This window comes from Marinobacter sp. AC-23 (assembly GCF_001858325.1).
GTDB lineage: Bacteria > Pseudomonadota > Gammaproteobacteria > Pseudomonadales > Oleiphilaceae > Marinobacter.
This window is the reverse complement of record NZ_MBPP01000047.1, coordinates 18,658-40,894: the sequence shown is the minus strand read 5'-3', so window position 1 is coordinate 40,894 and position 22,237 is coordinate 18,658. Positions and strand designations below refer to the sequence as shown.

Annotated in this window: 17 protein-coding genes and 3 pseudogenes; 8 read left to right on the top strand and 12 right to left on the bottom strand. The window is 54.0% G+C overall.

Annotated features, from left to right (window positions below; translation table 11 throughout):
• The first annotated feature begins 143 nt into the window (after positions 1 to 143).
• From BCA33_RS15240 to BCA33_RS15225, 4 genes and pseudogenes are all read left to right on the top strand, one after another.
• Positions 144 to 2,237, top strand: coding sequence for a 3-hydroxyacyl-CoA dehydrogenase NAD-binding domain-containing protein (locus BCA33_RS15240; RefSeq protein WP_071267183.1), 2,094 nt, complete (start codon positions 144 to 146; stop codon positions 2,235 to 2,237).
• A gap of 211 nt (positions 2,238 to 2,448) precedes the next feature.
• On the top strand, positions 2,449 to 3,633 hold the full coding sequence (locus BCA33_RS15235) for an acetyl-CoA C-acyltransferase (protein WP_071267181.1): 1,185 nt from the start codon (positions 2,449 to 2,451) through the stop codon (positions 3,631 to 3,633).
• A 26-nt stretch (positions 3,634 to 3,659) separates the two neighbouring features.
• Positions 3,660 to 4,769: a zinc-binding dehydrogenase gene (locus BCA33_RS15230; RefSeq protein ID WP_071267178.1), complete on the top strand. Its 1,110-nt coding sequence runs from the start codon at positions 3,660 to 3,662 to the stop codon at positions 4,767 to 4,769.
• Between the two features lie 228 nt (positions 4,770 to 4,997).
• Positions 4,998 to 5,977: pseudogene (locus BCA33_RS15225) on the top strand (NAD(P)H-dependent flavin oxidoreductase).
• On the opposite strand, the gene BCA33_RS15220 reads toward BCA33_RS15225, so the two are convergent.
• From BCA33_RS15220 to cyoA, 7 genes and pseudogenes are all read right to left on the bottom strand, one after another.
• Positions 5,957 to 6,607: an HPP family protein gene (locus BCA33_RS15220; protein ID WP_071267176.1), complete on the bottom strand. Its 651-nt coding sequence runs from the start codon at positions 6,605 to 6,607 to the stop codon at positions 5,957 to 5,959. The pseudogene BCA33_RS15225 and the gene BCA33_RS15220 sit on opposite strands and share 21 nt — an antisense overlap.
• A 25-nt stretch (positions 6,608 to 6,632) precedes the next feature.
• A complete protein-coding gene (locus BCA33_RS20885; protein WP_368087259.1) occupies positions 6,633 to 6,821 on the bottom strand; it encodes an SURF1 family cytochrome oxidase biogenesis protein in 189 nt (62 codons plus the stop codon).
• Between the two features lie 109 nt (positions 6,822 to 6,930).
• Positions 6,931 to 7,326, bottom strand: a pseudogene (locus BCA33_RS22880) (SURF1 family protein); the annotation flags it as partial.
• Positions 7,327 to 7,481: 155 nt separating this feature from the next.
• The gene (cyoD, locus tag BCA33_RS15210) at positions 7,482 to 7,901 is read right to left on the bottom strand and encodes a cytochrome o ubiquinol oxidase subunit IV (RefSeq protein WP_071267172.1); all 420 of its coding nucleotides are present in this window, start codon (positions 7,899 to 7,901) and stop codon (positions 7,482 to 7,484) included.
• Positions 7,901 to 8,524: a cytochrome o ubiquinol oxidase subunit III gene (gene cyoC, locus BCA33_RS15205; protein WP_071267170.1), complete on the bottom strand. Its 624-nt coding sequence runs from the start codon at positions 8,522 to 8,524 to the stop codon at positions 7,901 to 7,903. Before cyoC ends, cyoD begins: the two co-directional genes overlap by 1 nt.
• 1 nt (position 8,525) lies before the next feature.
• Positions 8,526 to 10,498 (bottom strand): annotated as a pseudogene (gene cyoB / locus BCA33_RS15200) (cytochrome o ubiquinol oxidase subunit I).
• A gap of 114 nt (positions 10,499 to 10,612) precedes the next feature.
• The gene (cyoA, locus tag BCA33_RS15195) at positions 10,613 to 11,548 is read right to left on the bottom strand and encodes a ubiquinol oxidase subunit II (protein ID WP_302848227.1); all 936 of its coding nucleotides are present in this window, start codon (positions 11,546 to 11,548) and stop codon (positions 10,613 to 10,615) included.
• Positions 11,549 to 11,785: 237 nt separating this feature from the next.
• Here cyoA and BCA33_RS15190 point away from each other — a divergent pair, with 237 nt between their 5' ends.
• The 4 genes from BCA33_RS15190 to BCA33_RS15175 are packed head-to-tail and all read left to right on the top strand — an operon-like array spanning position 11,786 to position 16,967.
• Positions 11,786 to 13,102, top strand: a complete 1,317-nt coding sequence (locus tag BCA33_RS15190) for an MFS transporter (RefSeq protein ID WP_083394786.1) — start codon at positions 11,786 to 11,788, stop codon at positions 13,100 to 13,102.
• A gap of 55 nt (positions 13,103 to 13,157) precedes the next feature.
• Entirely contained in the window at positions 13,158 to 14,204 is a 1,047-nt protein-coding gene (locus tag BCA33_RS15185) for a spermidine/putrescine ABC transporter substrate-binding protein (protein WP_254774461.1), read from the top strand.
• A gap of 31 nt (positions 14,205 to 14,235) precedes the next feature.
• On the top strand, positions 14,236 to 14,463 hold the full coding sequence (locus BCA33_RS15180) for a hypothetical protein (protein ID WP_071267164.1): 228 nt from the start codon (positions 14,236 to 14,238) through the stop codon (positions 14,461 to 14,463).
• 20 nt (positions 14,464 to 14,483) lie between these two features.
• Positions 14,484 to 16,967, top strand: a complete 2,484-nt coding sequence (locus tag BCA33_RS15175; RefSeq protein WP_083394785.1) for an EAL domain-containing protein — start codon at positions 14,484 to 14,486, stop codon at positions 16,965 to 16,967.
• A gap of 63 nt (positions 16,968 to 17,030) precedes the next feature.
• Here BCA33_RS15175 and BCA33_RS15170 read toward each other — a convergent pair whose 3' ends face one another.
• The 5 genes from BCA33_RS15170 to BCA33_RS15150 form a co-directional block, all read right to left on the bottom strand.
• Entirely contained in the window at positions 17,031 to 18,047 is a 1,017-nt protein-coding gene (locus BCA33_RS15170) for a proline racemase family protein (protein WP_071267160.1), read from the bottom strand.
• A gap of 40 nt (positions 18,048 to 18,087) precedes the next feature.
• Positions 18,088 to 19,368 carry a TRAP transporter large permease gene (locus BCA33_RS15165; RefSeq protein WP_071267158.1) on the bottom strand — a complete coding sequence of 427 codons (1,281 nt, stop codon included), beginning with the start codon at positions 19,366 to 19,368 and terminating at the stop codon, positions 18,088 to 18,090.
• Between the two features lie 199 nt (positions 19,369 to 19,567).
• Positions 19,568 to 19,849: a TRAP transporter small permease gene (locus tag BCA33_RS20875; RefSeq protein WP_217632682.1), complete on the bottom strand. Its 282-nt coding sequence runs from the start codon at positions 19,847 to 19,849 to the stop codon at positions 19,568 to 19,570.
• A 55-nt stretch (positions 19,850 to 19,904) separates the two neighbouring features.
• Positions 19,905 to 20,891: a TRAP transporter substrate-binding protein gene (locus tag BCA33_RS15155; RefSeq protein WP_071267156.1), complete on the bottom strand. Its 987-nt coding sequence runs from the start codon at positions 20,889 to 20,891 to the stop codon at positions 19,905 to 19,907.
• A 212-nt stretch (positions 20,892 to 21,103) separates the two neighbouring features.
• Positions 21,104 to 22,102 (bottom strand): GlxA family transcriptional regulator, encoded by a 999-nt coding sequence (locus tag BCA33_RS15150; RefSeq protein ID WP_071267154.1) that lies wholly within the window; start codon positions 22,100 to 22,102, stop codon positions 21,104 to 21,106.
• Positions 22,103 to 22,237: the final 135 nt, after the last annotated feature.

Genomic DNA, 22,237 nt, shown 5'->3' with positions numbered 1-22,237 from the left:
TTCACAGAAAACCGCAGGATTCGTTCTGCGGTTTTTTTATGCTCGGTTTTAAACGGTGGTTGAAATCCGAAGAGAACTTGTATTAAATCGTACTTATGTTTCGCTTAATAAAACTACATTCCATATATAGCGAGGGAGAGAATATGTCTGAGGTCGTAACTTACAGTCGTGAAGGCAGTATTGGCGTGATTACTGTGAACTACCCGCCAGTCAATGCCCTCAGCCACGCGGTGCGTTCCGGGCTGGTCGCTGCGTTAGATCAGGGGCAGAAGGATCCCGAAGCCAAGGTGCTTTTGCTTGTGTGCGAAGGTCGTACCTTTATAGCGGGTGCCGACATCCGTGAATTTGGTAAACCCATGCAAGAGCCAGGGCTACCTGCGGTGGTGGAGCACTACGAAAACAGCGACAAACCGCTTGTTGCGGCGATCCACGGAACAGCGTTGGGCGGCGGACTGGAAACAGCTCTTGGTTGTCACTATCGGGTTGCCTTGAGCAGTGCCAAAGTTGGCTTGCCGGAAGTAAAGCTTGGCCTGCTGCCAGGTGCCGGTGGTACTCAGCGTTTACCTCGTCTGGCTGGTGCACAAAAGGCGCTGGAGATGATCACGTCTGGTGAGTTTGTGAGTGCCAAAGATGCACTGGCCCTGGGCATTATCGATGTCGTGGATGATGGCAATGATGTAAAAGCCGCGGGCCTTGCCTATGCGAAGCAAATCGCAGATGAGGGTAAGCCGGTACGCAGGGTTCGGGATCTGACGGACAAGGTTGCGGCTGATAAGGGCAGCGACGTGTTTGATCAGTTTCGTGCTGTGCTGCAAAAGAAGGCCCGTGGTCAGTTTTCTCCGTTCAAGTGTGTAGATGCTATTGAAGCAGCGTTTAACTTGCCGTTTGCTGAAGGCATGAAACGCGAGCGCGAACTGTTTATGGAATGTATGGATTCTCCCCAGCGCGATGGCCTGATTCACTCGTTTTTTGCTGAGCGTGAAGTGTCCAAGGTTAAAGGGCTGTCGAAGGATACACCGGTACGAAGTGTGAACAGCGTCGGCATTATTGGCGCAGGCACCATGGGCGGCGGTATCGCCATGAACTTTGTCAACGTGGGTATCCCGGTCACCATTGTGGAGATGAAGCAGGAAGCCCTGGACAAAGGGCTCGGCATTATCCGCAAGAACTATGAAAGCTCTGCGAAGAAAGGGCGTATCACCCAGCAGCAAGTAGAAGACCGGATGGCCCTGATCACGGGCAGCCTGGATTATGATGATTTCAAGGACGTGGATCTGGTGATTGAAGCTGTGTTTGAAAACATGGCGGTCAAAAAAGAGATCTTCGCCAAGCTCGACAGTGTCTGTAAGTCTGGAGCCATTCTTGCCTCCAACACGTCTACCCTGGATATTGACGAAATTGCCTCTGCCACCAAGCGCCCGGAAGACGTTGTGGGTATGCACTTCTTCAGCCCGGCCAACGTAATGAGGCTGCTGGAAAACGTTCGCGGCAGCAAGACCTCTGATGAGGTGAAAGCCACGGTGATGGCTGTAGCCAAGAAGATTAAGAAGGTGGGTGTGCTGGTTGGCAACTGCCACGGTTTTGTCGGCAATCGCATGTTGCACAAGCGTGGCGCCGAAGCCATGGCTCTGGTCAATGAAGGTGCCACTCCGCAGCAGGTAGATAAGGTGCTGACGGATCTGGGGTATCCCATGGGGCAGTTTGCCATGTCGGATCTGGCCGGTATTGATGTGGGTTATCGCATCCGTGAAGAGCTTCGCAATGCGGGTGAGCAGGTCGCGCCCAGTTGGATGGATAAGCTTGCCGAGCAGAAGCGTTTTGGCCAGAAGACCATGGCGGGGGTTTACAAGTACGAAGAGGGCAGCCGCAAGCCTATTCCGGATCCTGAGGTGGAACGGATTATTGAGGATTTCCGTAAGGAGCAGGGCATTGCTTCCCGTGAGATTTCGGATCAGGAGATTCTTGAGCGCTGCATGTACGTTATGGTGAACGAGGCGGCCAAGATTTTGGAAGAAGGCATTGCTGACCGGGCTCTGGATATTGATGTGGTCTGGATTTATGGCTATGGCTTCCCGGCTTATCGTGGTGGCCCTATGTTCTGGGCAGATCAGGTTGGCTTGGATACGATTCTGGCGGCGGTGGAGAAGTACCACTCTGAGGTTGGCGGTGAGCAGTGGAAACCTGCGGATCTGCTGAAACAGCTGGTTGCTGACGGGAAGAAGTTCGGCGATTTGTAAGGCCGTTGTTGGCTGGCCTCTTTTGTCTGATGCTTAAGGGGCTGGCCCGATGTGGGTGGTTTTTTCTTCTGGAAAAAACAACTCGCTTCGCTCAGACATTTTTTCTCCGGCAGAAAAAGCAACCCACACCGAGCCGATTTGAGCGCCGGCTTTGGATCTTTGCTATATCCCGGTTGGGGATAGATACCCATTTTATTTCGAGGTAACTCTTATGTCAGACGCACTTATTGTTTCTACCGCTCGCACCGGTCTTGGGAAGTCTTACCGGGGCGCTTTGAACAACACCCACAGTGTGGATCTTGCAGGACATGTGATTAAACACGCGGTTGCCCGTGCGGGTATTGATCCTTCTATTTTTGAGGATGTGATCCTCGGCGCAAGCTTTCAAGAAGGTGCACAGGGCAGGAACATGGCTCGTTTGGCGGCTATTCGTGCTGGCTTGCCGGTGACCACTGCGGGGATGTCTATCAACCGTTTTTGCAGCTCCGGTCTGCAGTCGATCGCTATTGCTGCACAGCGTGTGGTTTCCGAGAAAGTGCCGGCGATGGTGGCCGGTGGTGTGGAGTCTATTTCCCTGGTGCAGAACGATAAGCTCAACAGTTTTCATGCAACCAATGAATGGCTGATGAAGAACAAGCCTGAGCTGTACATGTCGATGATTGAAACGGCGGATATCGTAGCTCAGCGTTACAACGTTAGCCGTGAGTCCCAGGATGAATACGCTCTGATCTCTCAGCAGCGCACAGCTGCCGCGCAGGAAGCGGGCAGGTTTGATGATGAGATTGTGCCTTTTGATGCCACGATGCTGGTGAAGGACAAAGAGACCGGCGAAGTCAGCAAGAAAGACGTCACTCTTAACAGCGACGAGTGCAATCGCCCGAATACAACGCTTGAAGGCCTGCAGGGCTTGAGCGCGGTGCGCGGTGAGGGCAATTTTGTAACGGCGGGCAATGCGAGCCAGCTGTCTGACGGGGCGTCTGTTTGCACGGTGATGAACAGCACCTATGCCGAGAAAAATAACATCGAGCCCATGGGTATCTTCCGTGGTTTTGCGGTAGCTGGGTGCGAGCCGGATGAGATGGGCATTGGCCCGGTGTTTGCCATTCCACGCCTGTTGGAACGCAACGGCCTGACCATGGACGACATTGATCTGTGGGAACTGAACGAAGCCTTTGCGTCGCAAGTGGTTTACTGCCGTGATCGCTTGGGCATTCCCATGGAAAAATTGAACGTTAATGGTGGCTCCATTTCTATCGGTCACCCATACGGCGTCACCGGTTCCCGCCTTGCGGGCCATGCCTTGATTGAAGGTAAACGCCGCGGCGCCAAGTACGTTGTTGTCACCATGTGCATAGGCGGCGGCCAAGGCGCAGCGGGGCTGTTTGAGGTTGTATAACCGATCACCAACAGGAAGCATCGACAATGGACAGAAAAGCCAAAGCCGTAGTCTGCCGCGAATGGGGCCAGCCCGTGCAGGTAGAGACGATCACCGTTGAAGGCCCCAAGCGTGGTGAAATCACCCTGAAAATTGCTGCCTGCGGTGTATGCCACAGCGATCTCTCTGCCACGACGGGCAAAATTCAATACCCGCCACCCCTTGTACTTGGCCACGAAGCCGCGGGTGTGGTCATTGAAGTCGGCGAGGGTGTAACCGAATTCCAGGAAGGCGACCATGTGGTCAGCTCCTTTATTTCCATGTGTGGCAAGTGTCGACAGTGTGTGCGTGGCCGCCCGGTGCTTTGCGAGAATGCCCGCAAGGCCATGTTCACCTTGCCCGATGGCACAGTGAGAACCAAAGGCGCCAACGGCGAGTCGCTTAACGTTTTCGGGGCCTGCGGCGTGATGGCGGAATACGCCACTATGCACGTTGACAACTGCGTGAAAATCGACAAATCCGTGCCCATGCAGAACGCAGCTCTTGTTGGTTGTGCCGTAATGACGGGTGTGGGTGCCGTTTTCAATACCGCACAGTTGGAGCCTGGCTCCCGTGCGGCTGTTTTCGGGGTTGGTGGGGTTGGCCTCAACGCAATCCAGGGCTGCGCCACGGCGGGTGCAGAGATGATCGTTGCCGTAGACAACAATGCTAAAAAGCTGGAGATGGCAAAAGAGTTTGGCGCCACCCATACGGTCAACATCAACGACGTAGAGGATGCAGCCAAAGCCGTGAAAAAGCTGACCGGCGGCGTAGATTACGCCTTTGAATGCGTAGGTGCAGGCGCAGTGGTGGAGCAGGCCTATAAAAGCCTCGGCCGTGGTGGCACCGCCGTTGTAGTAGGCGTTTCCGACCCGAAAGATAAAACCTCAATAACCACCCTGACTTTGCCGGCAGACGAACGCACCCTTAAGGGGAGCTGGTTAGGCTCTGCGCGCCCGCAATATGATTTCCCTCGTATTATCGGGCTCTACAAAGCCGGCAAGCTGAAGTTGGATGAGCTGGTTACACGCACCTATCCCATTGAAGACGCTGCTCAGGCTTTTGACGACATGGTGGCCGGCAAGAATGCCCGTGGCGTTATTGTGATGGAGCCCTAAAGGAGCCCAGGATATTTGGGCCTTGCCGCCGAGCAGAATGCGCACGGCGGTACAGGCATACTCGGGATCCTGATGTATAAACCGACGCTAAGTGAATGCGTTCACCTTTGAGCCACATGCGCCGTGCCCGTTTGAACGCATTGGCGGGTGTTGCTCTTGTTGTCTTGGCAGTCACGGAAACCTCTACGGGATTTAAATTCGTTCTAACGACAAAACAGGAAGCCCGCCATGAAGACCAGAATCACTGAGATGTTCAATATTCGCCATCCGATTATTCAAGGGGGCATGCATCACGTGGCTATGCCGAGTTGGCCTCTGCCGTCTCCAATGCTGGTGGCCTGGGGATAATTACAGGGCTTACCCAGCCCACGCCAGAAGACCTTGCGCGGGAGATCGCCCGGTGCCACCAGATGACGGACAGCCCTTTTGGCGTGAACCTCACCTTCTTGCCTTCTTTCAGTGCGCCTCCTTACCCTGAGTACATCGAGGCTATTATTGAAGGCGGTGTGAAAGCCGTTGAAACAGCAGGCCGCAGCCCGGAAAAATACATGCCTCAGCTCAAGGCTGCCGGCATCAAGGTGATTCACAAATGCACCTCTGTTCGCCACGCCCTGAAGGCGGAAAAGATTGGCTGCGATGCGGTCAGTGTTGATGGATTTGAGTGCGGCGGTCATCCGGGTGAAGACGACATACCGAACTTTATCCTGCTACCACGGGCGGCAGAAGAACTGAAAATCCCGTTTGTTGCTTCGGGCGGTATGGCCGATGGCCGTAGCCTTGTGGCTGCCATGGCTCTGGGCGCAGAGGGTATGAATATGGGCACTCGCTTCCTCGCCACCAAGGATGCCCCTATTCACGATAACGTTAAACAGGCGATTGTGGAGGCTGATGAACTTCAGACTCGCCTTATCATGCGCAACCTTCGCAACACGGAAAGAGTGTTGAATAACGCCGCTGTGGAGGAAATTGTCCGTATTGAAAAAGAGAAGGGCGAGGCTGAAACCATCGATGACATCCGTCACCTGGTAACCGGCGCCAAAGGCCGTCTTGTGCTCCAGGAAGGAAAAATGGACGAAGCAGCGTGGAGCTGCGGCATGGTGGCAGGGCTGATTCACGATATCCCGACCTGCGATGAGCTGATTCGACGCATTATGGCCGAGGCCGATTCGATTGTGCGCCAGCGTCTTTTAGGCTTTCTGGACGCCTGACCCATCGTCTCCGCCGCTCAGCGGCAACGATGGGCCGACTGTATTGGACGACCAGAGCGGGTAGGGGATACCCGACAAACGGTTCATCAAAAACGCATGAACAAGTAACACCAGTACACCCGCCATCAAGATCGGTAATTGAGAGGGGTTTGGCATAAGGCCCAGAGAGACAATCAGTGCCGTAGCACCTGCGGGAGGGTGAGCAACTCTCAGCAACACCATCAGACAGCTGGTTAGCCCCAGGGATACAGCCGCAGCACCTACGCGAGGTAAATCCACATGGCTAACAAATGCAGACGGTGCATTTTGTAAGCCGAACAGATACAACGCTAATAGCCCCATCAAGGCGCCAATCAAATGTCCGCACAGTGTGTTTTTAGGAGAGGCGGGTTGGGCCATAGGCACATAAAAAAGAATAAAAGCGGTAGCGCCCAGAGAGGGAAAGATAAAGGCTTCCTGCGTTACCAGGGCAATGAAAGAAACCAAGGCGATACTCAGCCCGCCGTTCACAAGATTGAAGCCGGCCATGACGGTTCTCCGGCTATATTTGTTTGCCAAGCGCTCCAGATGAAAGGCCTGCAATACGCCGGAAACCAGTTGCCAGCGCAGTCTTTCGTTCTTGATTCCCATAGTGTTTCCGTACACAAAAAGCGGGCTAGCTTACGTTGGGGTTGTGGGCTTGGCAATGACTCTTGCGCACTAGCCACTCTTCGCGGCCGATCCAGAACGCGCCTGCGCCGACCATCAGGGCCAGTGCAAACCAGGTCAGGGCGTATTGCAGGTGGTGATTGTAGAATGAAATCACCGTGAGGCCGCCCACCGGATCCCGGTAAGTTTGTTTCAGTGAGTGGGGTGCCCGAGGTTCTCCCCGTGCCTCGCGTCGATAAAGTAAGGGCTACCCGGGCAACAGGCAGGGCCTTTGCGGTTGCGATGGCCTCAACGTCGCGAGAGTACCAGCGGCCGGTGGCCGGGTCGTTATCTCGCAGCACGCCGCCCCCGGTTTGACTGAGCCGCAGCAGGCCCGTAACGGTGACCGGCTGATCGCCCGCCGGTCTTGTAGCCTTCTCGTTGGGCGTTTCGGTCACGAATCCCCGGTTGATCATCACCAGGCTGCCATCGGCCTGTTGCAACGGCGTCATTAGCCAGAAACCCTGGCCCAAATCAGTCGATGTCTGTACCGCTGTGGTTTTTTCATAGAGCAACTGGCCGGTTACATGTACATGACGGTAAGCATCATCCCGTTCATTGATGGCGGGCCAGGAATCCGGGCCGGGGGCTGGCGAGGCAGGCGCTGCAACCCGTTGGTTAACACGCTCAATCAGATTCTGTTTCCAATCGAGCCGTTGCACCTGCCAGATGCCCAGCGCGGTGAATGCGCTAAAAGCCAACAGCGCTACCAGGGCCCAGATAACAAGGAAGGTGGTTGACCGGGGGCGCGACGCTGGCTCTCCATCAGAGCGAACTCTGGTTGGCGAGCCAGCGTCGCGATGGACGGCCTTGCCGGTCACTGGCTCTGCATTTCCAGCACTGGCTCTGACATCACACCGGGCATCATGTTGATATTGAGGTTGTACATTACCCAGACCGAGCCCGCCAAGGCAATAAACACCAGAATCAGGGTGAAGATCAGCGCCAACAGGTTCCAGCCGCCTTCGGCTTTCGGGCTCATGTGCAGGAAGTAGATCATGTGTACAAAGATCTGTGCCGCAGCGAAGGCCAGTATGATCAGCGCGGTGAGTCCGGCGCTTTCAATAACGTTGGCCATCACCAGCCAGAAGGGAATGGCGGTCAGGATGACCGACAGCACAAACCCAGTCATGTAGCCTTTTAGCGTGCTATGGCCGGGATGCGTTTCTTCGCCGTGATGCCCCTGGTAGTGATCATGGCTGTCCCCGGACGGCGGCTGTGCGTTATGTTCGCTCATTATAGAACTCCCATCAGGTAGACAAAGGTGAAGACACCGATCCAGACCACGTCAAGGAAGTGCCAGAACATCGACAGACACATCAGGCGGCGGCCGTTTTCTGCATTCAGACCAAAACGCTTGACCTGCACCATCAGTACGATCAGCCAGATAATGCCGAAACTGACGTGCAGGCCGTGGGTTCCTACCAGCGCAAAAAACGCGGTTAAAAAGGCGCTGCGCTGTGGGCCGTAGCCCTCACTGAGCAGGTGCGCAAACTCGTAGAGCTCCAAACCAATAAAAGCCGCACCAAGCAGGCCCGTCACCGCCAGCCATAACAGGGTGCCGTTGACGCGTTTCAGCTGCATTTGCAGCATCGCAAAGCCGTAAGTGATGGATGACAGCAGCAGGAAACTGGTGTTCAGTGCCACCAGGGGCAGGTCAAAAATATCAGCCCCGGAGGGCCCTCCCGCGTAGCTGTTACTTAACACGGCATAGGTGGCGAACAGGCCTGCGAATAGCAGGCAGTCGCTCATCAGATAAAGCCAAAAACCCAGCAATGTGCCCTGTTCCGGATGGTGCTCGCGAACATAGAAGTGCGAGCTGGGCAGGTTTTGTGTGGCTTCGGTCGCATTCGTTGTCATATCAGGCGTACCTATCCAGCTGTTGTGACCGTTCGTTCTCGATGCGGGTAACGTCTTCCGCCGGAATGTGATAGTCACGGTTGTAATTGAAGGTGTGAATAATAAATCCGCCGATTAGCGCCACAAACGAGACGCCCACCAGCGGCCACATGTGCCACACCAAGCCAAAACCACAGGCGGCGCTGAGCATTGCCAGCACAAAACCAGCCGCGGTGTTCTTGGGCATGTGGATCGGCAGGAACCCGTCCCGTGGCCGCTCATAGCCGTGCTTTTTCATGTCGGTCCAGGAATCGTTGTCGTAGACCACCGGGGTAAACGCAAAGTTATACTGCGGCGGCGGCGACGAGGTAGACCACTCCAGAGTGCGGCCATCCCAGATGTCACCAGTGTGGTCACGCAGTTCATCTCGACGGCGATAGCTGACCACAAACTGGATGATTGAGGCGACGATGCCGCCCAGGATCATCAGCGCGCCAATGGCCGCAATCACAAACCAGATCTGCAGTGACGAATCATCAAAGTGATTCATGCGCCGAGTTACACCCATCAGGCCCAGCACGTACAGCGGCATGAAGGCCGCATAAAAGCCGATGGTCCAGAGCCAGAACGACCATTTGCCCCAGTAATCATCCAGCTTGTAGCCGAACGCTTTCGGGAACCAATAATTGATTGCTGCGAACATGCCGAATAGCACGCCACCTATAATCACGTTATGGAAGTGCGCCACCAGGAACAGACTGTTGTGCAGCACGAAGTCGGCCGGCGGCACGGCCAGTAACACACCGGTCATGCCGCCAATGGTGAATGTGACCATGAATGAGACCGTCCACATCATTGGCAACTCGAAGCGGATACGGCCGCGATACATGGTAAACAGCCAGTTGAACAGCTTGGCGCCTGTCGGAATCGAGATGATCATGGTGGTGATCCCGAAGAAAGCGTTCACGCTGGCCCCGGCCCCCATGGTGAAAAAGTGATGCAACCACACCAGGTACGACAGCACGGTAATGACTATTGTCGCGTAGACCATGGAGGTATAGCCAAACAAACGCTTGCCACTAAAGGTCGCAACCACCTCGGAAAACACGCCGAAGGCGGGCAGTATCAGAATGTATACTTCCGGATGGCCCCAGATCCAGATCAGGTTGACATACATCATCATGTTGCCACCCATATCGTTGGTAAAGAAATGGGTGTCCAGCATGCGATCCATCGAGAGCATGGCTAGCACGACCGTGAGGATAGGGAATGCCGCCACAATCAGGATATTGGTGCACAGAGCGGTCCAGGTGAAGATGGGCATTTTCATCAGTGTCATGCCCGGCGCGCGGTTTTTGATGATCGTTACCATGAAATTGATCCCTGATAGCAGGGTGCCGACGCCGGCTATTTGTAACGACCATATATAATAATCTACCCCGACACCCGGGCTGCCCTGGATGCCGGACAGCGGCGGAAACGCCAGCCAGCCGGTTTTGCCGAACTCGCCGACAAACAGCGAAACCATGGTCAAACCTGCACCGGCTGCGGTCATCCAGAAGCTAAAGTTGTTCAGGAACGGGAACGCCACATCCCGAGTGCCCAGTTGCAGCGGCACAACAAAGTTCATAATGCCGACGATCATCGGCATGGCGACGAAGAAAATCATGATCACGCCGTGAACGGTAAACAGCTGGTCATAGTGTTCCGGGGGCAGGAAGCCTCGGAGCCTGCAAAAGCCATCGCCTGTTGCGCCCGCATCATCAATGCGTCACTGAAACCTCGCAGCAACATGACGAACGCCAAAATGATGTACATGATGCCGATTTTCTTATGGTCGATGCTGGTGATCCAATCGTGCCATAGCGTGCCCCAGAACTGCTTATAAGTGATGAATCCCAGCAGTCCCAGGCCAGCGAGCGCGGCGATGGCAAACGTCACAACCAGTATGGGCTCGTGATAGGGGATCGACTCCAGCGAAAGTCGACCGAAAATCAAGCTGGTCAAATCTGTCTTGTCCTGCATTGTCAGTCTCTTAAATCGGTTGTGGTGATGCGCCTGCCATCGGCTGCATTACGTCTGCATTAAGCAATAGGCCGGTCTGTACGGCTATTCATCGTCTTGACCGTTTGTCTGCTTGCGGCCCATATCATCCGAATTCATATTTAGGGCCGACGAGTGGCCGCCTTTCTGTTTGTCGCCATGCTTAATGGCACCGCCGGCCATCTCACCGTCGCCTTTACCCATCATCATCATTTGGTCCATGCACATTTTCCCCTCTACCACGCATCGGTTCAGAATCGCGTGGTACAGATCTGGCGCCACTGTGCTGTAGTAGGTGACGGGCGTGGCAGTGCTGGGTTGCGCCAGCTGCAGGTACTCGGACCGGTTGAGAGTGCCGCCCTGCTTTTTGGCTTTTTGTACCCAGGCGTCAAACTTGTCGTCCGATACGCCGAGGTATTTGAAGCGCATGTCAGAGAAACCAGCGCCGCTGTAATTGGCGGAAAAGCCTTGGTATTCCCCCGGCTCGTTGATAACGGCATTTAGAGTGGTCTGCATGCCGGGCATGGAATAGATCTGGCCGGCCAATGCTGGAATGTAGAACGAATTCATGGTGGAGGAAGACGTAATGTGGAAACGGACCGGCACATCCACCGGGGTCACCAGCTCGTTGATCGACGCTACGCCCTGCTCAGGGTAGATAAACAGCCATTTCCAGTCCAGTGAGACCACCTGAACATTCAGCGGCTCATGGTCCGCAGCCAGCGGGCGATCGGCATCAATCCGGTCGAGCGGACGATAAGGGTCCAGCTTGTGAGTGCTGATCCAGGTGATCAGGCCCAGGGCGATTATAATCAGCAGGGGTACGCCCCAGATCACCAGCTCGAGCTTGGTTGAGTGGTCCCACTCCGGATGGTAGGCGGCGGTTTTGTTGTTCTTGCGATAGCGCCAGGCGAAGTAGAAAGTCAGAAAAATGACCGGCACGATCACAATCAGCATCAGCAGGGTTGAGACGATGATCAGGTCGGCCTGCTGGGAGGCAATATCCCCTGAGGGTCCATGACCACCATGCCACAGCCACCGAGCAAGGTGAGCGGAAGGAGGGCGAGTCCGTATCTAAGTCGTGGAAAAGACATGTAGGCGAAACCAATATAGAAATGGAAAGGTAATCATTATAAAGAATGGGAATACGCTTGGCGATTGCACTGTTTGCCCCGTACCCTATCCGAAAGAATCATCGTACACTGTGTTTGACATGCTCAGCATTGAGGATCGAATATTATGACACCTACCCATGGCCATAGAGAAGCTATGCCTACCGATACGTCGGCTCATCAGGCACCGATCACTCCGGGTGAAATCGCGGTGGGTGTCGGCATAGGCCGGGCGTCTGAGTATTTCGACTTCTTTGTGTATGCGATTGCCTCAGTGCTGGTATTTCCCGCGTTGTTTTTCCCGTTTGAGTCGCAGCTGGTCGGCACGCTGTATTCGTTTGCGATTTTCTCGCTTGCCTTTATTGCCCGGCCGTTCGGCACTGTGATGTTTATGAAGCTGGAGGAAAGTTTTGGTCGTGAGGCGAAGTTAACCCTGGCGCTGTTTGTGCTGGGCACCACCACCGCCGGTATCGCCTTCCTGCCGACTTATGACGATATCGGCGGTTACGCCATTTTCCTGCTGGCACTGTTTCGCCTGGGCCAGGGCGTCGCGCTCGGCGGTACGTGGGACGGTCTGCCGTCGCTGCTGGCATTGAACGCGCCGGCTCATCGTAAAGGCTGGTATGCGATGGTGGGCCAGCTGGGTACGCCGGTCGGGTTTATTGTCGCGGCCAGTTTGTTTGCCTACATGCTGGCCAACGTGTCAGAAACAGATTTCTTTGAATGGGCCTGGCGCTATCCCTTCTTTGTCGCTTTTGCCATCAACGTGGTCGCGCTGTTTGCTCGTCTGCGCCTAGTGGCAACCGATGATTATGCCAAGCTACTGGATCAACGAGAGCTTCAGCCCTCCAGCGTCTCGAAACTCGCCAAAAATCAGGGTCGAGAGGTGCTGATTGGTGCTTTGGCAGCGCTGGCCAGCTACGCGTTGTTCCATTTGGTCACAGTCTTCCCCCTATCTTGGTTGAGCCTGTATTCCGATCGCACCATTACCGACATCCTCATGGTCGAAATTATTGGCGCGTTCTTCGCCATCGGAGGCGTGGTTCTCTCCGGAATACTGGCTGACCGAGTTGGGCGGCGCACCATGTTAGGCAGCCTGGCAGCGCTGATCGCTGTTTTCAGCCTCTTTATCCCCGCATTACTGGGCGGGGGTGAGCTTGGCGAAAACCTGTTCATTATCATTGGTTTTATTCTGCTTGGGTTGTCTTACGGCCAGGCGTCTGGTGCCGTGACGGCCAACTTCGAGGCGCGCTTCCGATATACGGGCGCTGCTTTGACGGCTGATATGGCGTGGCTGCTTGGAGCCGCCTTTGCACCCTTGGTGGCTCTGGGCCTGTCGGCGCACTTCGGCGTTACTTCGGTGACGCTCTATCTGCTATCCGGTGCGTCGAGCACCCTGGCAGTGCTCTGGCTTAACAAGGCGACCTATTCGCGAGATCAGTGATGTGATGCCGCCGCTTTCGTGAAGGCATTGTTGCCTGTAACTGATGGGAAAGAATATGTCCGTTAGCAAAACTCTATTGGTAGCGTTTTTTTTGCTCGCTACTAGCGTTGTTGCGAAAGCGGCGGAACCGAAGGAGCTGGTGTTCCTTAGCTGGCCGGATTACATGGACCCGGAAATACTTGAGGAGTTTGAACAGCGCACCGGTATTACCATTAAACAGAGTTATTTTGATTCCGATACTGCCAGGGGCGAACTGCTGCTTGAGACCGAAGGTAAAGGCTTCGATGTGGCGCTCATTAATGGCGCTTCAATCAGGATTCTGGCGAAACGCGGTTGGCTAGAGCCCCTTGATGAGTTGAGCATCCCAAATCTTAAGCACGTGGATCCTCGTTTTCGTACCGCGTTTGAGAAAGCTGAAGATTTTGGTGTGCCCTATTTCTGGGGTACGCTCGGTATTGTCTATCGTCAGGATCTGGTTCCTTTTCCTGTGACAAGCTGGATGGATCTGTTGCAGCCAGTCAAGCAACTTCATGGCAAAGTCAGCATGATTGGCGACAGCGCGGATATGATCGGCGTGGCTCTCAAGGCCTTGGGCTATTCACTCAACAGCACTGCGCCACAGGAGCTTAGAGAAGCTGAGTCCTTGCTACAAGCGCAGGCTCCTGCGGTCAAAACCTACCGATATATTTCACTGAACGAAAATTCTGCGCTGTTAACCGGCCAGCTGGCCATGAGCATGATGTACAACGGCGACACCCGGATGTTGCAGGAGTACAACGAAAATATTGCCTTTGTGTTTCCCAAAGAGGGCGGCAATATCTGGATCGATTATTTGAGCGTGCTTAGCGCTTCCCCGAAAAAGGCGGCCGCCAAACGGTTCATCAATTTCCTCAATGAACCAGAGATCGCAGCGCGGCTGGCACAGTACGTTTATTATGCTACCCCCAATAAGGCCGCTGAAGCATTGCTGCCGGAGGATTTCAGGAACGATCCGGTTATCTATCCCAGTGAGGAGACGTTGAAGAATTTCGAAACCTATCAGCGCTTGCCTCCCCGAGCACAAAAAAATCGCGCGGCGATTTTCTCGCGTATTGTCTACTGACTACCAGTTACCCATTTTATGGGCTGCTACTATGAATAAAAACAGAGCCCCCATTAGCAAACATAAAGCCGTCTGGTTGGTGGTGCTTCTCATTGTGCTCGGTGAGCCGGTGCAGGCTGCAGAACCCGTGGAGCTGGTACTCCTCAATTGGTCGGATGACATGGGCCCGGGCGTGGAGGCACTGGAGAAATCGGAAACCTATCGCCGCCTGTACGCGCGCGCAAAAACGCCGCGCAGCAGCTTTTTTCACCCCTCATGAGCCGAGCCCTGTAAACGCCAATGCGTCTTCATACCAAGGTTCTGTTAGTCGTCGTACCCTTAGCGGTAATTCCGCTATTGATCCTGGGCGGGTTTGCCTACGACCAACAACGCACCACGGCGGTTGAACGCAGCTCTAGCCAGATGACGGCGCTGATGGATCAAATGACGCGCAACTTTCAGATGCACCAGGATGTTGCCGAAGCGAACGTCAAGCTGTTTGCCGACGCCTCTCTGGTGCGTGCATACGCACTGACAGAAGACGAGGAAGAGCGGTATGTGCTGATGCTGCCTTCCCTGCTGAAGTTGTTTTCCAGCTACCTGCGTGCCTACCCTGACTACTCCGAGATCCGCTTCCTGCTTCCGGATGGCTACGAGGACGCTCGCACCACATCTATGCCGACACCAAATGTCACCGAGGAGGAAGGCGAAACGCCGTTCTTTCAAGAGCTCGCTCGCTTCGAGGGCGAGACATTTACTCGAGTGTCTACCCGCCCTGAGAGCAGTGAAATATCGCTGCAAGTCGCACGACCGATTCGACTGATCGACCTGGCCGTTCAGGATCCGCTAAACAGCAAACCCACGTTACGCGGCTACCTGGTGGTTACTATGCGGCTGAACTTCATGGCAGAGCAGATAGCATCCAGCCGGGTTGGGGCAAACGGCCATACGCTTATCGTCAATGAAGCCGGCAAAATCCTTTTCCATCAGGATCCTTCCAAGTTGGGCCAGCAACTACCCGCGTCGCTGTTGGATAGGGCTTTGAAAACGGGGGAAGATACACAACTTGTGTCGGTGTCTTATCTGGATTCGAAGAGTTTATTGTCAGCTCGACGCTTGCACGATGGTTTATTGCTGATCGGTGTGCTGCCGGAAGCGGAGCTGCTCGAAGAAGGCGGACGTCTTGGGAAAGCCGTTGCGTGGGTCGTACTGGGTACCGTATTGCTGTTGATTATTGTTCTGTTGGTGGCCATGAGCTTTCTTATGACCCGCCCATTGAGGCACTTGATGAACGCCATCAGTGAGATTGGTCAAGGCAACCTGACGCCAGAGATAGCGTTATCGTCCAGGGACGAGCTTGGCCAGTTAATGCGGAGTTTTCAGGGGATGGCAGGTAACCTGGAAAAGTCGCGCGTCAAAATCGAACATCTAGCCTATCATGATAGCCTGACCGGCTTACCCAACCGGTTTCGCGCCCACGAGACTCTGCGCCGAATGATATCTCTCGCTCGCCGCGAAAATGGGAAAATGGCCGTGCTATTCCTGGATCTGGATAACTTCAAACGGGTCAACGACACCCTGGGCCATCAGGTCGGTGATCAACTCCTTAAAGAAACGGCAACTCGCCTCACATCCCTCCTCAGGGCGGAAGATGTCATCCACCAGGAAGTCCCTCAGAACACCTCGGGTGTTCTAGCTCGCCTGGGCGGCGACGAGTTCGTTATCTTGCTGCCTAAGGTCAATGGCTCCCAGGATGCGGCTAAGGTTGCCTCACGTATCCTCGATATCGTGAAAGTGCCGTTCCACTTTGGGCATGAAGAGATATATAGCGGGAGCAGTATTGGTGTTTCGCTGTTTCCCGATGACGGCACGGAGGTGGATGATCTGATAAAGCGGGCAGACGCTGCCATGTATCAGGCAAAAGAGCAGGGGCGTAATAATTTCCAGTTTTATTCTGCCTCTTACAATCTTGCGGTATTAGAGCATATCTCGCTGGAATCCAGGCTAAGGCGTGCGTTGAGTAATAGCGAGTTAGAGCTTTATTATCAGCCGCTGGTGCAGGCCAGAACAGGTAAGATCGTTGGGCTAGAAGCCTTGCTGCGCTGGAATGATCCAGTTGAGGGAGTCATTCCCCCGGACAGGTTCATACCCATTGCCGAGGATAGCGGTTTGATTCTGCCCATTGGTGAATGGGTTTTACGTGAGGCTGGGCGTCAATTAAGCGTCTGGCAGGCTGCAGGGCTAAGTGGTGCTTTTGTTTCGGTCAACGTCTCTGCCATACAGCTACAACGCCAGGATCTTGTCTCTATTGTTGGCCAAGTGCTGAAAGACAGCGGGCTTTCCCCTTGGCAACTGGAGCTCGAAATTACCGAAACCGCCCTGATGAAGATCAGACCGGAGGTGATTGGCGATCTGGACGCGATGCGCCAAAAAGGCGTGACTATTTCACTGGATGACTTTGGTACCGGCTACTCATCCTTGAGCTTGCTGCAAGAATTGCCCATCAGCAAACTCAAAATCGATAAATCCTTCGTGCGAGATATGCTTGTTGATCCCAAGGATGCAGCCATCGTCTCTGCCGTGCTTTTTATAGCCAAAAGCCTTGGGCTCCGCTCAACCGCAGAGGGCGTCGAAACTCTGGAGCAAGCGGCTCACCTAGCCAAGGAAGGGTGTGACCAGCTTCAAGGGTACCTGCTAAGCCGGCCACTGCCGGCCGCAGAAATGACTAGGTTTCTGAAGAGTAGAAAAGCTATGGGCCTCCTCAAATCAACATTGCAGGTTTAGTGACCCTGGCTGGTTAGCAAGTTGAATGGGAGGTCTTTACACCCGTCTAATGCTTGGTTGGGTTTATCGAATGACGAATCCACGACCCACTGGGTCTGTCTCGTCGATCAACCACTTGCCGTAGCCAACGAGTTCGGCGGTGCCTTGAACGCTGGGACGAATCGCTTTGTAGCCGCCGATCTCGGTCTCGCCTAGGATCTCGCCGGTGAAGCGCCCGCTACCAAGTAGCCCCTCGGAATATATTGGTCGGCCGACCTCTAGCTCACCTCGGGCATGGAACATTGCCATCATAGCGCTGGTTCCAGTGCCGCCTGGAGAGCGATCCAACTTTCCCCCGGAGAAAACGTGAACGTTACGGTAGAGAGAGTCTGGCTGCGTTCCTTCGTGCCAAAAGGTAACAAAGTTGAGCCCATTGATATGGGGGCGAGTCGGGTGGCGTACTTCCATGCGTCGATTAATTTCTGCTTTTACCGCTTCCCCTGCCTGGGAGAAATAGCTGCCGTTTTCAGCACAAATGGGCTGTACATCTGACGGCACACGGATGATGGCAAAGAAGTTGCCGCCGAATACCAGATCAGCTTTCAGTGTGCCTAGCCCTGGCACTTCTACCGGAATATCCTGCTCCATCACGAATGCCGGCACGTTTTCAAACCGTGTCCAGTGGACGCGCTCTTCATCGGCCTTAACCTCTGAGACGACAGTACCGGCTGTGGTTTCGAAACGAATCCGGGTTAGACCGTCAGCTTGAGGCGCTGGCGCCAGACGATGAGCAACCATGGACATTGAAAGGGCGATCGTGCCATGGCCGCACATATCAACAAACTGCTCTCCATCCATCCAGAGCATGCCGGCATCGTGGTCGGCATCCGAAGGGGGGGTCAGAAATACACCAAACATATGCTGGTGGCCTCGGGGCTCTCGCATCAGGCTGGTACGCACGTGATCGTGATTTTCCTTGAGATACTCGCGCTTGGAGAGGATGTCGCCGCCGTACGGATAAGGGATGCCGCTATGAACGATACAAGTAGGCTCACCTTCGGTATGGGTATAAATGACATCAAGAAATTGCTGGTTTTTCATAGGTATTCCTTAAGATCGATCGAAGTTTATGCTGGCCGGATTAAAGTCCAAGCAAGCGGGGTACGCTCATGACGATGCCTTCAGGCCATAAAATAACGGCGAGCAGAACGGCGAACATCACGGCGATGAAGGGCAGGTTGGCCCGGGTGATACGAATGACGTCGACACGGGATATCACGCTAGTGATAAACAACGCAGCGCCAACGGGTGGGGTTTGCTGGCCAATACCCCAGCAGATAATGACGACCATCGCGAACTGTAGCGGCTCGATTCCGAGCAGTTGAACACTGGGAAGAAAGAGCGGCACAACGATGAACATCATTGCGATACCGTCGAGGAACGTGCCAGTTATGATTAGAATCAGGCTGAGTACCAATAGAAACGCAATGGGGCCAATATCAAGCTGTGTCAAAGGCTGTAGAACCAGCTCGCCCAGGCTCTCGTAGGTGAAGGTATAGCCTAGGGTGTGGGCGGCAGCAGTGACGAACATTACGGCTCCGGTCAACACGGCGCTCTCTACGAGCGCGCGATAAAGCGACCGAGCAGAAAGCGATCGGTACAACAGCATTCCAGCCACTACGCCGTAAGCCACAGCCACGGCTGATGCCTCTGTGGGCGTGAATATGCCACTGAGAATGCCGCCCAGAATGATTACCGGCATTAACAACGCTGGAAACGCGCTGACGAAGGTTCTACCCAGGTGGCCGATTGAAAAGGCGGCCTCGACAGGGTAGTTACGCTTTACCGAGATCCACCAAGCTGTCGTGATCAACCCCAGGGCCATGAGCACCCCTGCGACCAGACCCGCAGCGAACAGTGCTCCAGTGGAGAGCCCCATATAGGCGCTTAACAGAACCATGGGAACGCTGGGCGGAATGATAATGCCGATAGTAGAAGAGGACGCCGTTACGGCCGCCGTGAAAGGTGCGGCGTAGCCACGCTTGATCATTTGCGGGATCATCACGCCGCCAACAGCTGCGGTATCAGACATCGATGTGCCGCTCATGCCAGCAAAAAGCATCGATGTAAGAATATTGACCGCTGCGAGACCGCCGCGAAACGCTCCAACTAGCGCTCGCGCCAGATCGATCAGGCGCGCTGAAATGCCGCTGTGGTTCATGATTTGACCTGCCAAAATGAACATTGGCACGGCAAGTAACGGGAAAGACTCAGTGCCTCGGTAGAGCTGCTGAACAAGAACCAGCATGTCGATACCTGAGAAGGCAAGCACGACAATCGATACAAGTGCCAGCGCGAAGGCAATCGGCATGGCTAGCCCGATTAAAGTCAGTAACGCCAAAAGAATAGCTATCAAGATCATGACGACATCTCCTCGGTCGAGACCTCATAAGGTGTTTTCCCGACTCGAACCGCGAGAACACATTGGCGAATTAACTCCGCCAACATGCCGACTCCTGCGATGGGTACGGCTATGTAGAAGAGCCAGCGTGGCGCCTCTAACATCAACGTCGTGCGCTGAGAAAAGGTGATCGACTGCTCTATACCCCAAATCACCATGATTAGGCGACCACGCCGATCAAAGCCTGGTTGATAAAGAAGATGCTCCACTGCGCACGGCGTGACAGGCGAGCTACAAGAACATCGATCCTGAGGTGAGCACCTTGGCGTAGTGCCAGGTAACCGCAGAAAAAAGTGGCGTAGACCAGCAGGCCGATGAGAATCTCGCTGCTCCATGCCAATGAAGTGTTGAGAACGTAGCGCGCCATCACAGAGGCAAGCGCTAGCAGGGTAATTGCTGACAGCAATAGCGCAGCGACTGCTTCGAAAAAACGATCGAGCATAGTGAGTCTTCCTGGGGATAACCTAATCTGGAGAACTTGCCATTAAAGGCCTAGGTCACGGCATTTCGGATATTCGTTTAACAAGATCCCGGGCTTTGCTGGACATTTTTTTGGTAAAAACACTCCAAAGCGGCTGCGACGCTTCTACAAATGCCTCTGTGTCGACTTGGTTGATCTTCACGCCGTTCTCTTCGACCAGTGATACGATCTTTTCATCAGCCTCAGTGCCAAAAGCCACTGTTGTTTCGAGTACTTTGTCGCCGCCATCCAATAACGCCTGTTGTACTTGCTCGGGTAGGGCCTGGAAGCGGGTCTCGTTCATGAGCAGAAAGCCGGTGGTGTAAACGTGACCGGTAAGGGAGAGGTAATCTTGAACTTCGTAGAAACGGCTAGCTCTCACTTCGACCAGGGGGTTTTCCTGCCCATCGAAAACGCCAGTTTGAAGCGCAGAGTAGAGCTCTGGGTAGGGAAGTGGTGAAGCGTTGGCCCCCCACGCATTTAGCATCATCACACGCTGACGACTGGCTGGGGTTCGAATGCGCAAACTGTCTAGGTCTTTGGGTTCAACGATAGGTTTACGATTGTTTGTGATGTGTCGGAAGCCGCCTTCGTAGAAGCCTAGAACACGGTAACCATCATCGCGTAGCCATTGACGGATTTCTTCACCAGCCCCGCCATTTAACGCGCTATTCACGTGACTGCGATCACGAAATAAATAGGGCAGGGAGAGGAGGCCTAAATCGTTATTAATCGTCGTAATGGCTGTTTCTATGGCGACAATGTCTAGGGTGTGCGAATCAAGCGACTCAATATTAGCAACTTGCCCTCCCAGAGCGCCGGAAGGAAACAACTTCACATTGACGCTGCCATTGGTAGCTTCAGAGACGTGATCAGATAGCGCGTTCAGCCCAGCTACCTGAATACCCCCTGGATTGCCTACAGTCGCTGCGCGTAACTCAATATCGGCAGCTGAGGACACGGAAGATAAGGTAAAACCTATAACTGCAGTGGCAAGAACTTGTATAGATCTATTGTGTTTCATCAGAGACACTCCGATTTGTTTTTAGAGAATTGGTGTCGGTTTTATTATTCTAGGAAGCCAATATAGGGTGTCCGCCCATGGCTGGGATAGAATATTTAGGACGTGATTTTGAATATTCAGGACATGGCTGGGTGTTTAAGAGCGTTTAGGCATGGCTAGTTAGCGTTGGGGTGCGGTCAGCTAAAAATAGACACTCATAGTGGATATGCGGGTTAATCAGTCGGAGCACTAGTGGGCAGTTTGGCCGTATCAGTATGCCGTGCAAGGCTTGGATTCTTCGCGTAGTGGGCGGTGAAATCGCGTGACAAATGAGCCGCATCGGAGAAGCCACAATCTGCAGCAATTTCGGCGATGGAGCTATTGGTGTGGCGTAGCAGCCAATCGGCATAGCGCAGCCGCATAATCCGGAAATAACGCATGGCTGTCATGTTCATCTCATGGAGAAATAAACGATTGAGTTGACGTGGTCCTATGTTGAGATGTGCCGCTAGGCTGTCAATATTGAGTTTGCTGTTAAGGGATTGCTCCATGGTTAGTACGGCTACGCGTACCCGCTCGTCACGGATGTCATGGATGGCCTCGAAAAAATGAGTTTGTGGTGAGTTGGACATACGCACACCGGTGAGGATCATATGCCGAATTGCTTGCTGTGCTTTTTCTGAACCGCAGAACTGGCGTATTAGATGTAGGGCCATATCCGTGGCACCGGAGGAGCCTGCGCATGTAATGACACGTGCCGACTGCAGGAAAATACGATCAGGTGTAGCATCAATATGTGGAAACTGCTGACGAAACTCGTTGATTACATTCCAGTGAACACAGACACGCTCCCCCTTCAGAAGATCGGCGCGCGCTATGGCAAAGGTGCCCGTGCAAACCCCAACCAACTTGACCCCTGAACGACTGGCTTTTTTTAGGTACAAGCTTAAATCCTTGTCTTCTTCGAGATCTAAATAGCTATTACCACCACAAATAGCGATATGGGTGAAGTCGCCTACATCCTGATACGGCACCCTCGGAAGAACCTCAATCCCGCAGCTTGACGTTACTGGCTTCGTTCCCATGATTTCCCAGCTGCAATGAATCTTACGGCTTCGCCCACCTTGATCTGCGGCGAGACGCAGGGAATCTATGAACCCGGCGAATGCATTGAGCGTGAACCGTGGGAGCAGAATGAAACCAACCCTTAATGGTGGAATGTTAGATGTCATAAAGCCTCTTTAATGAGGTAGGCAAGGGTAGTTGATAGCTGAATCGTTTCAGGGCTTCTAGACAACCGACAGGCGTTGAAAGTGCCGTCGTTCGTATACGATCAGTGTCAAAGCTAATTTGGCAATGGTTACTCA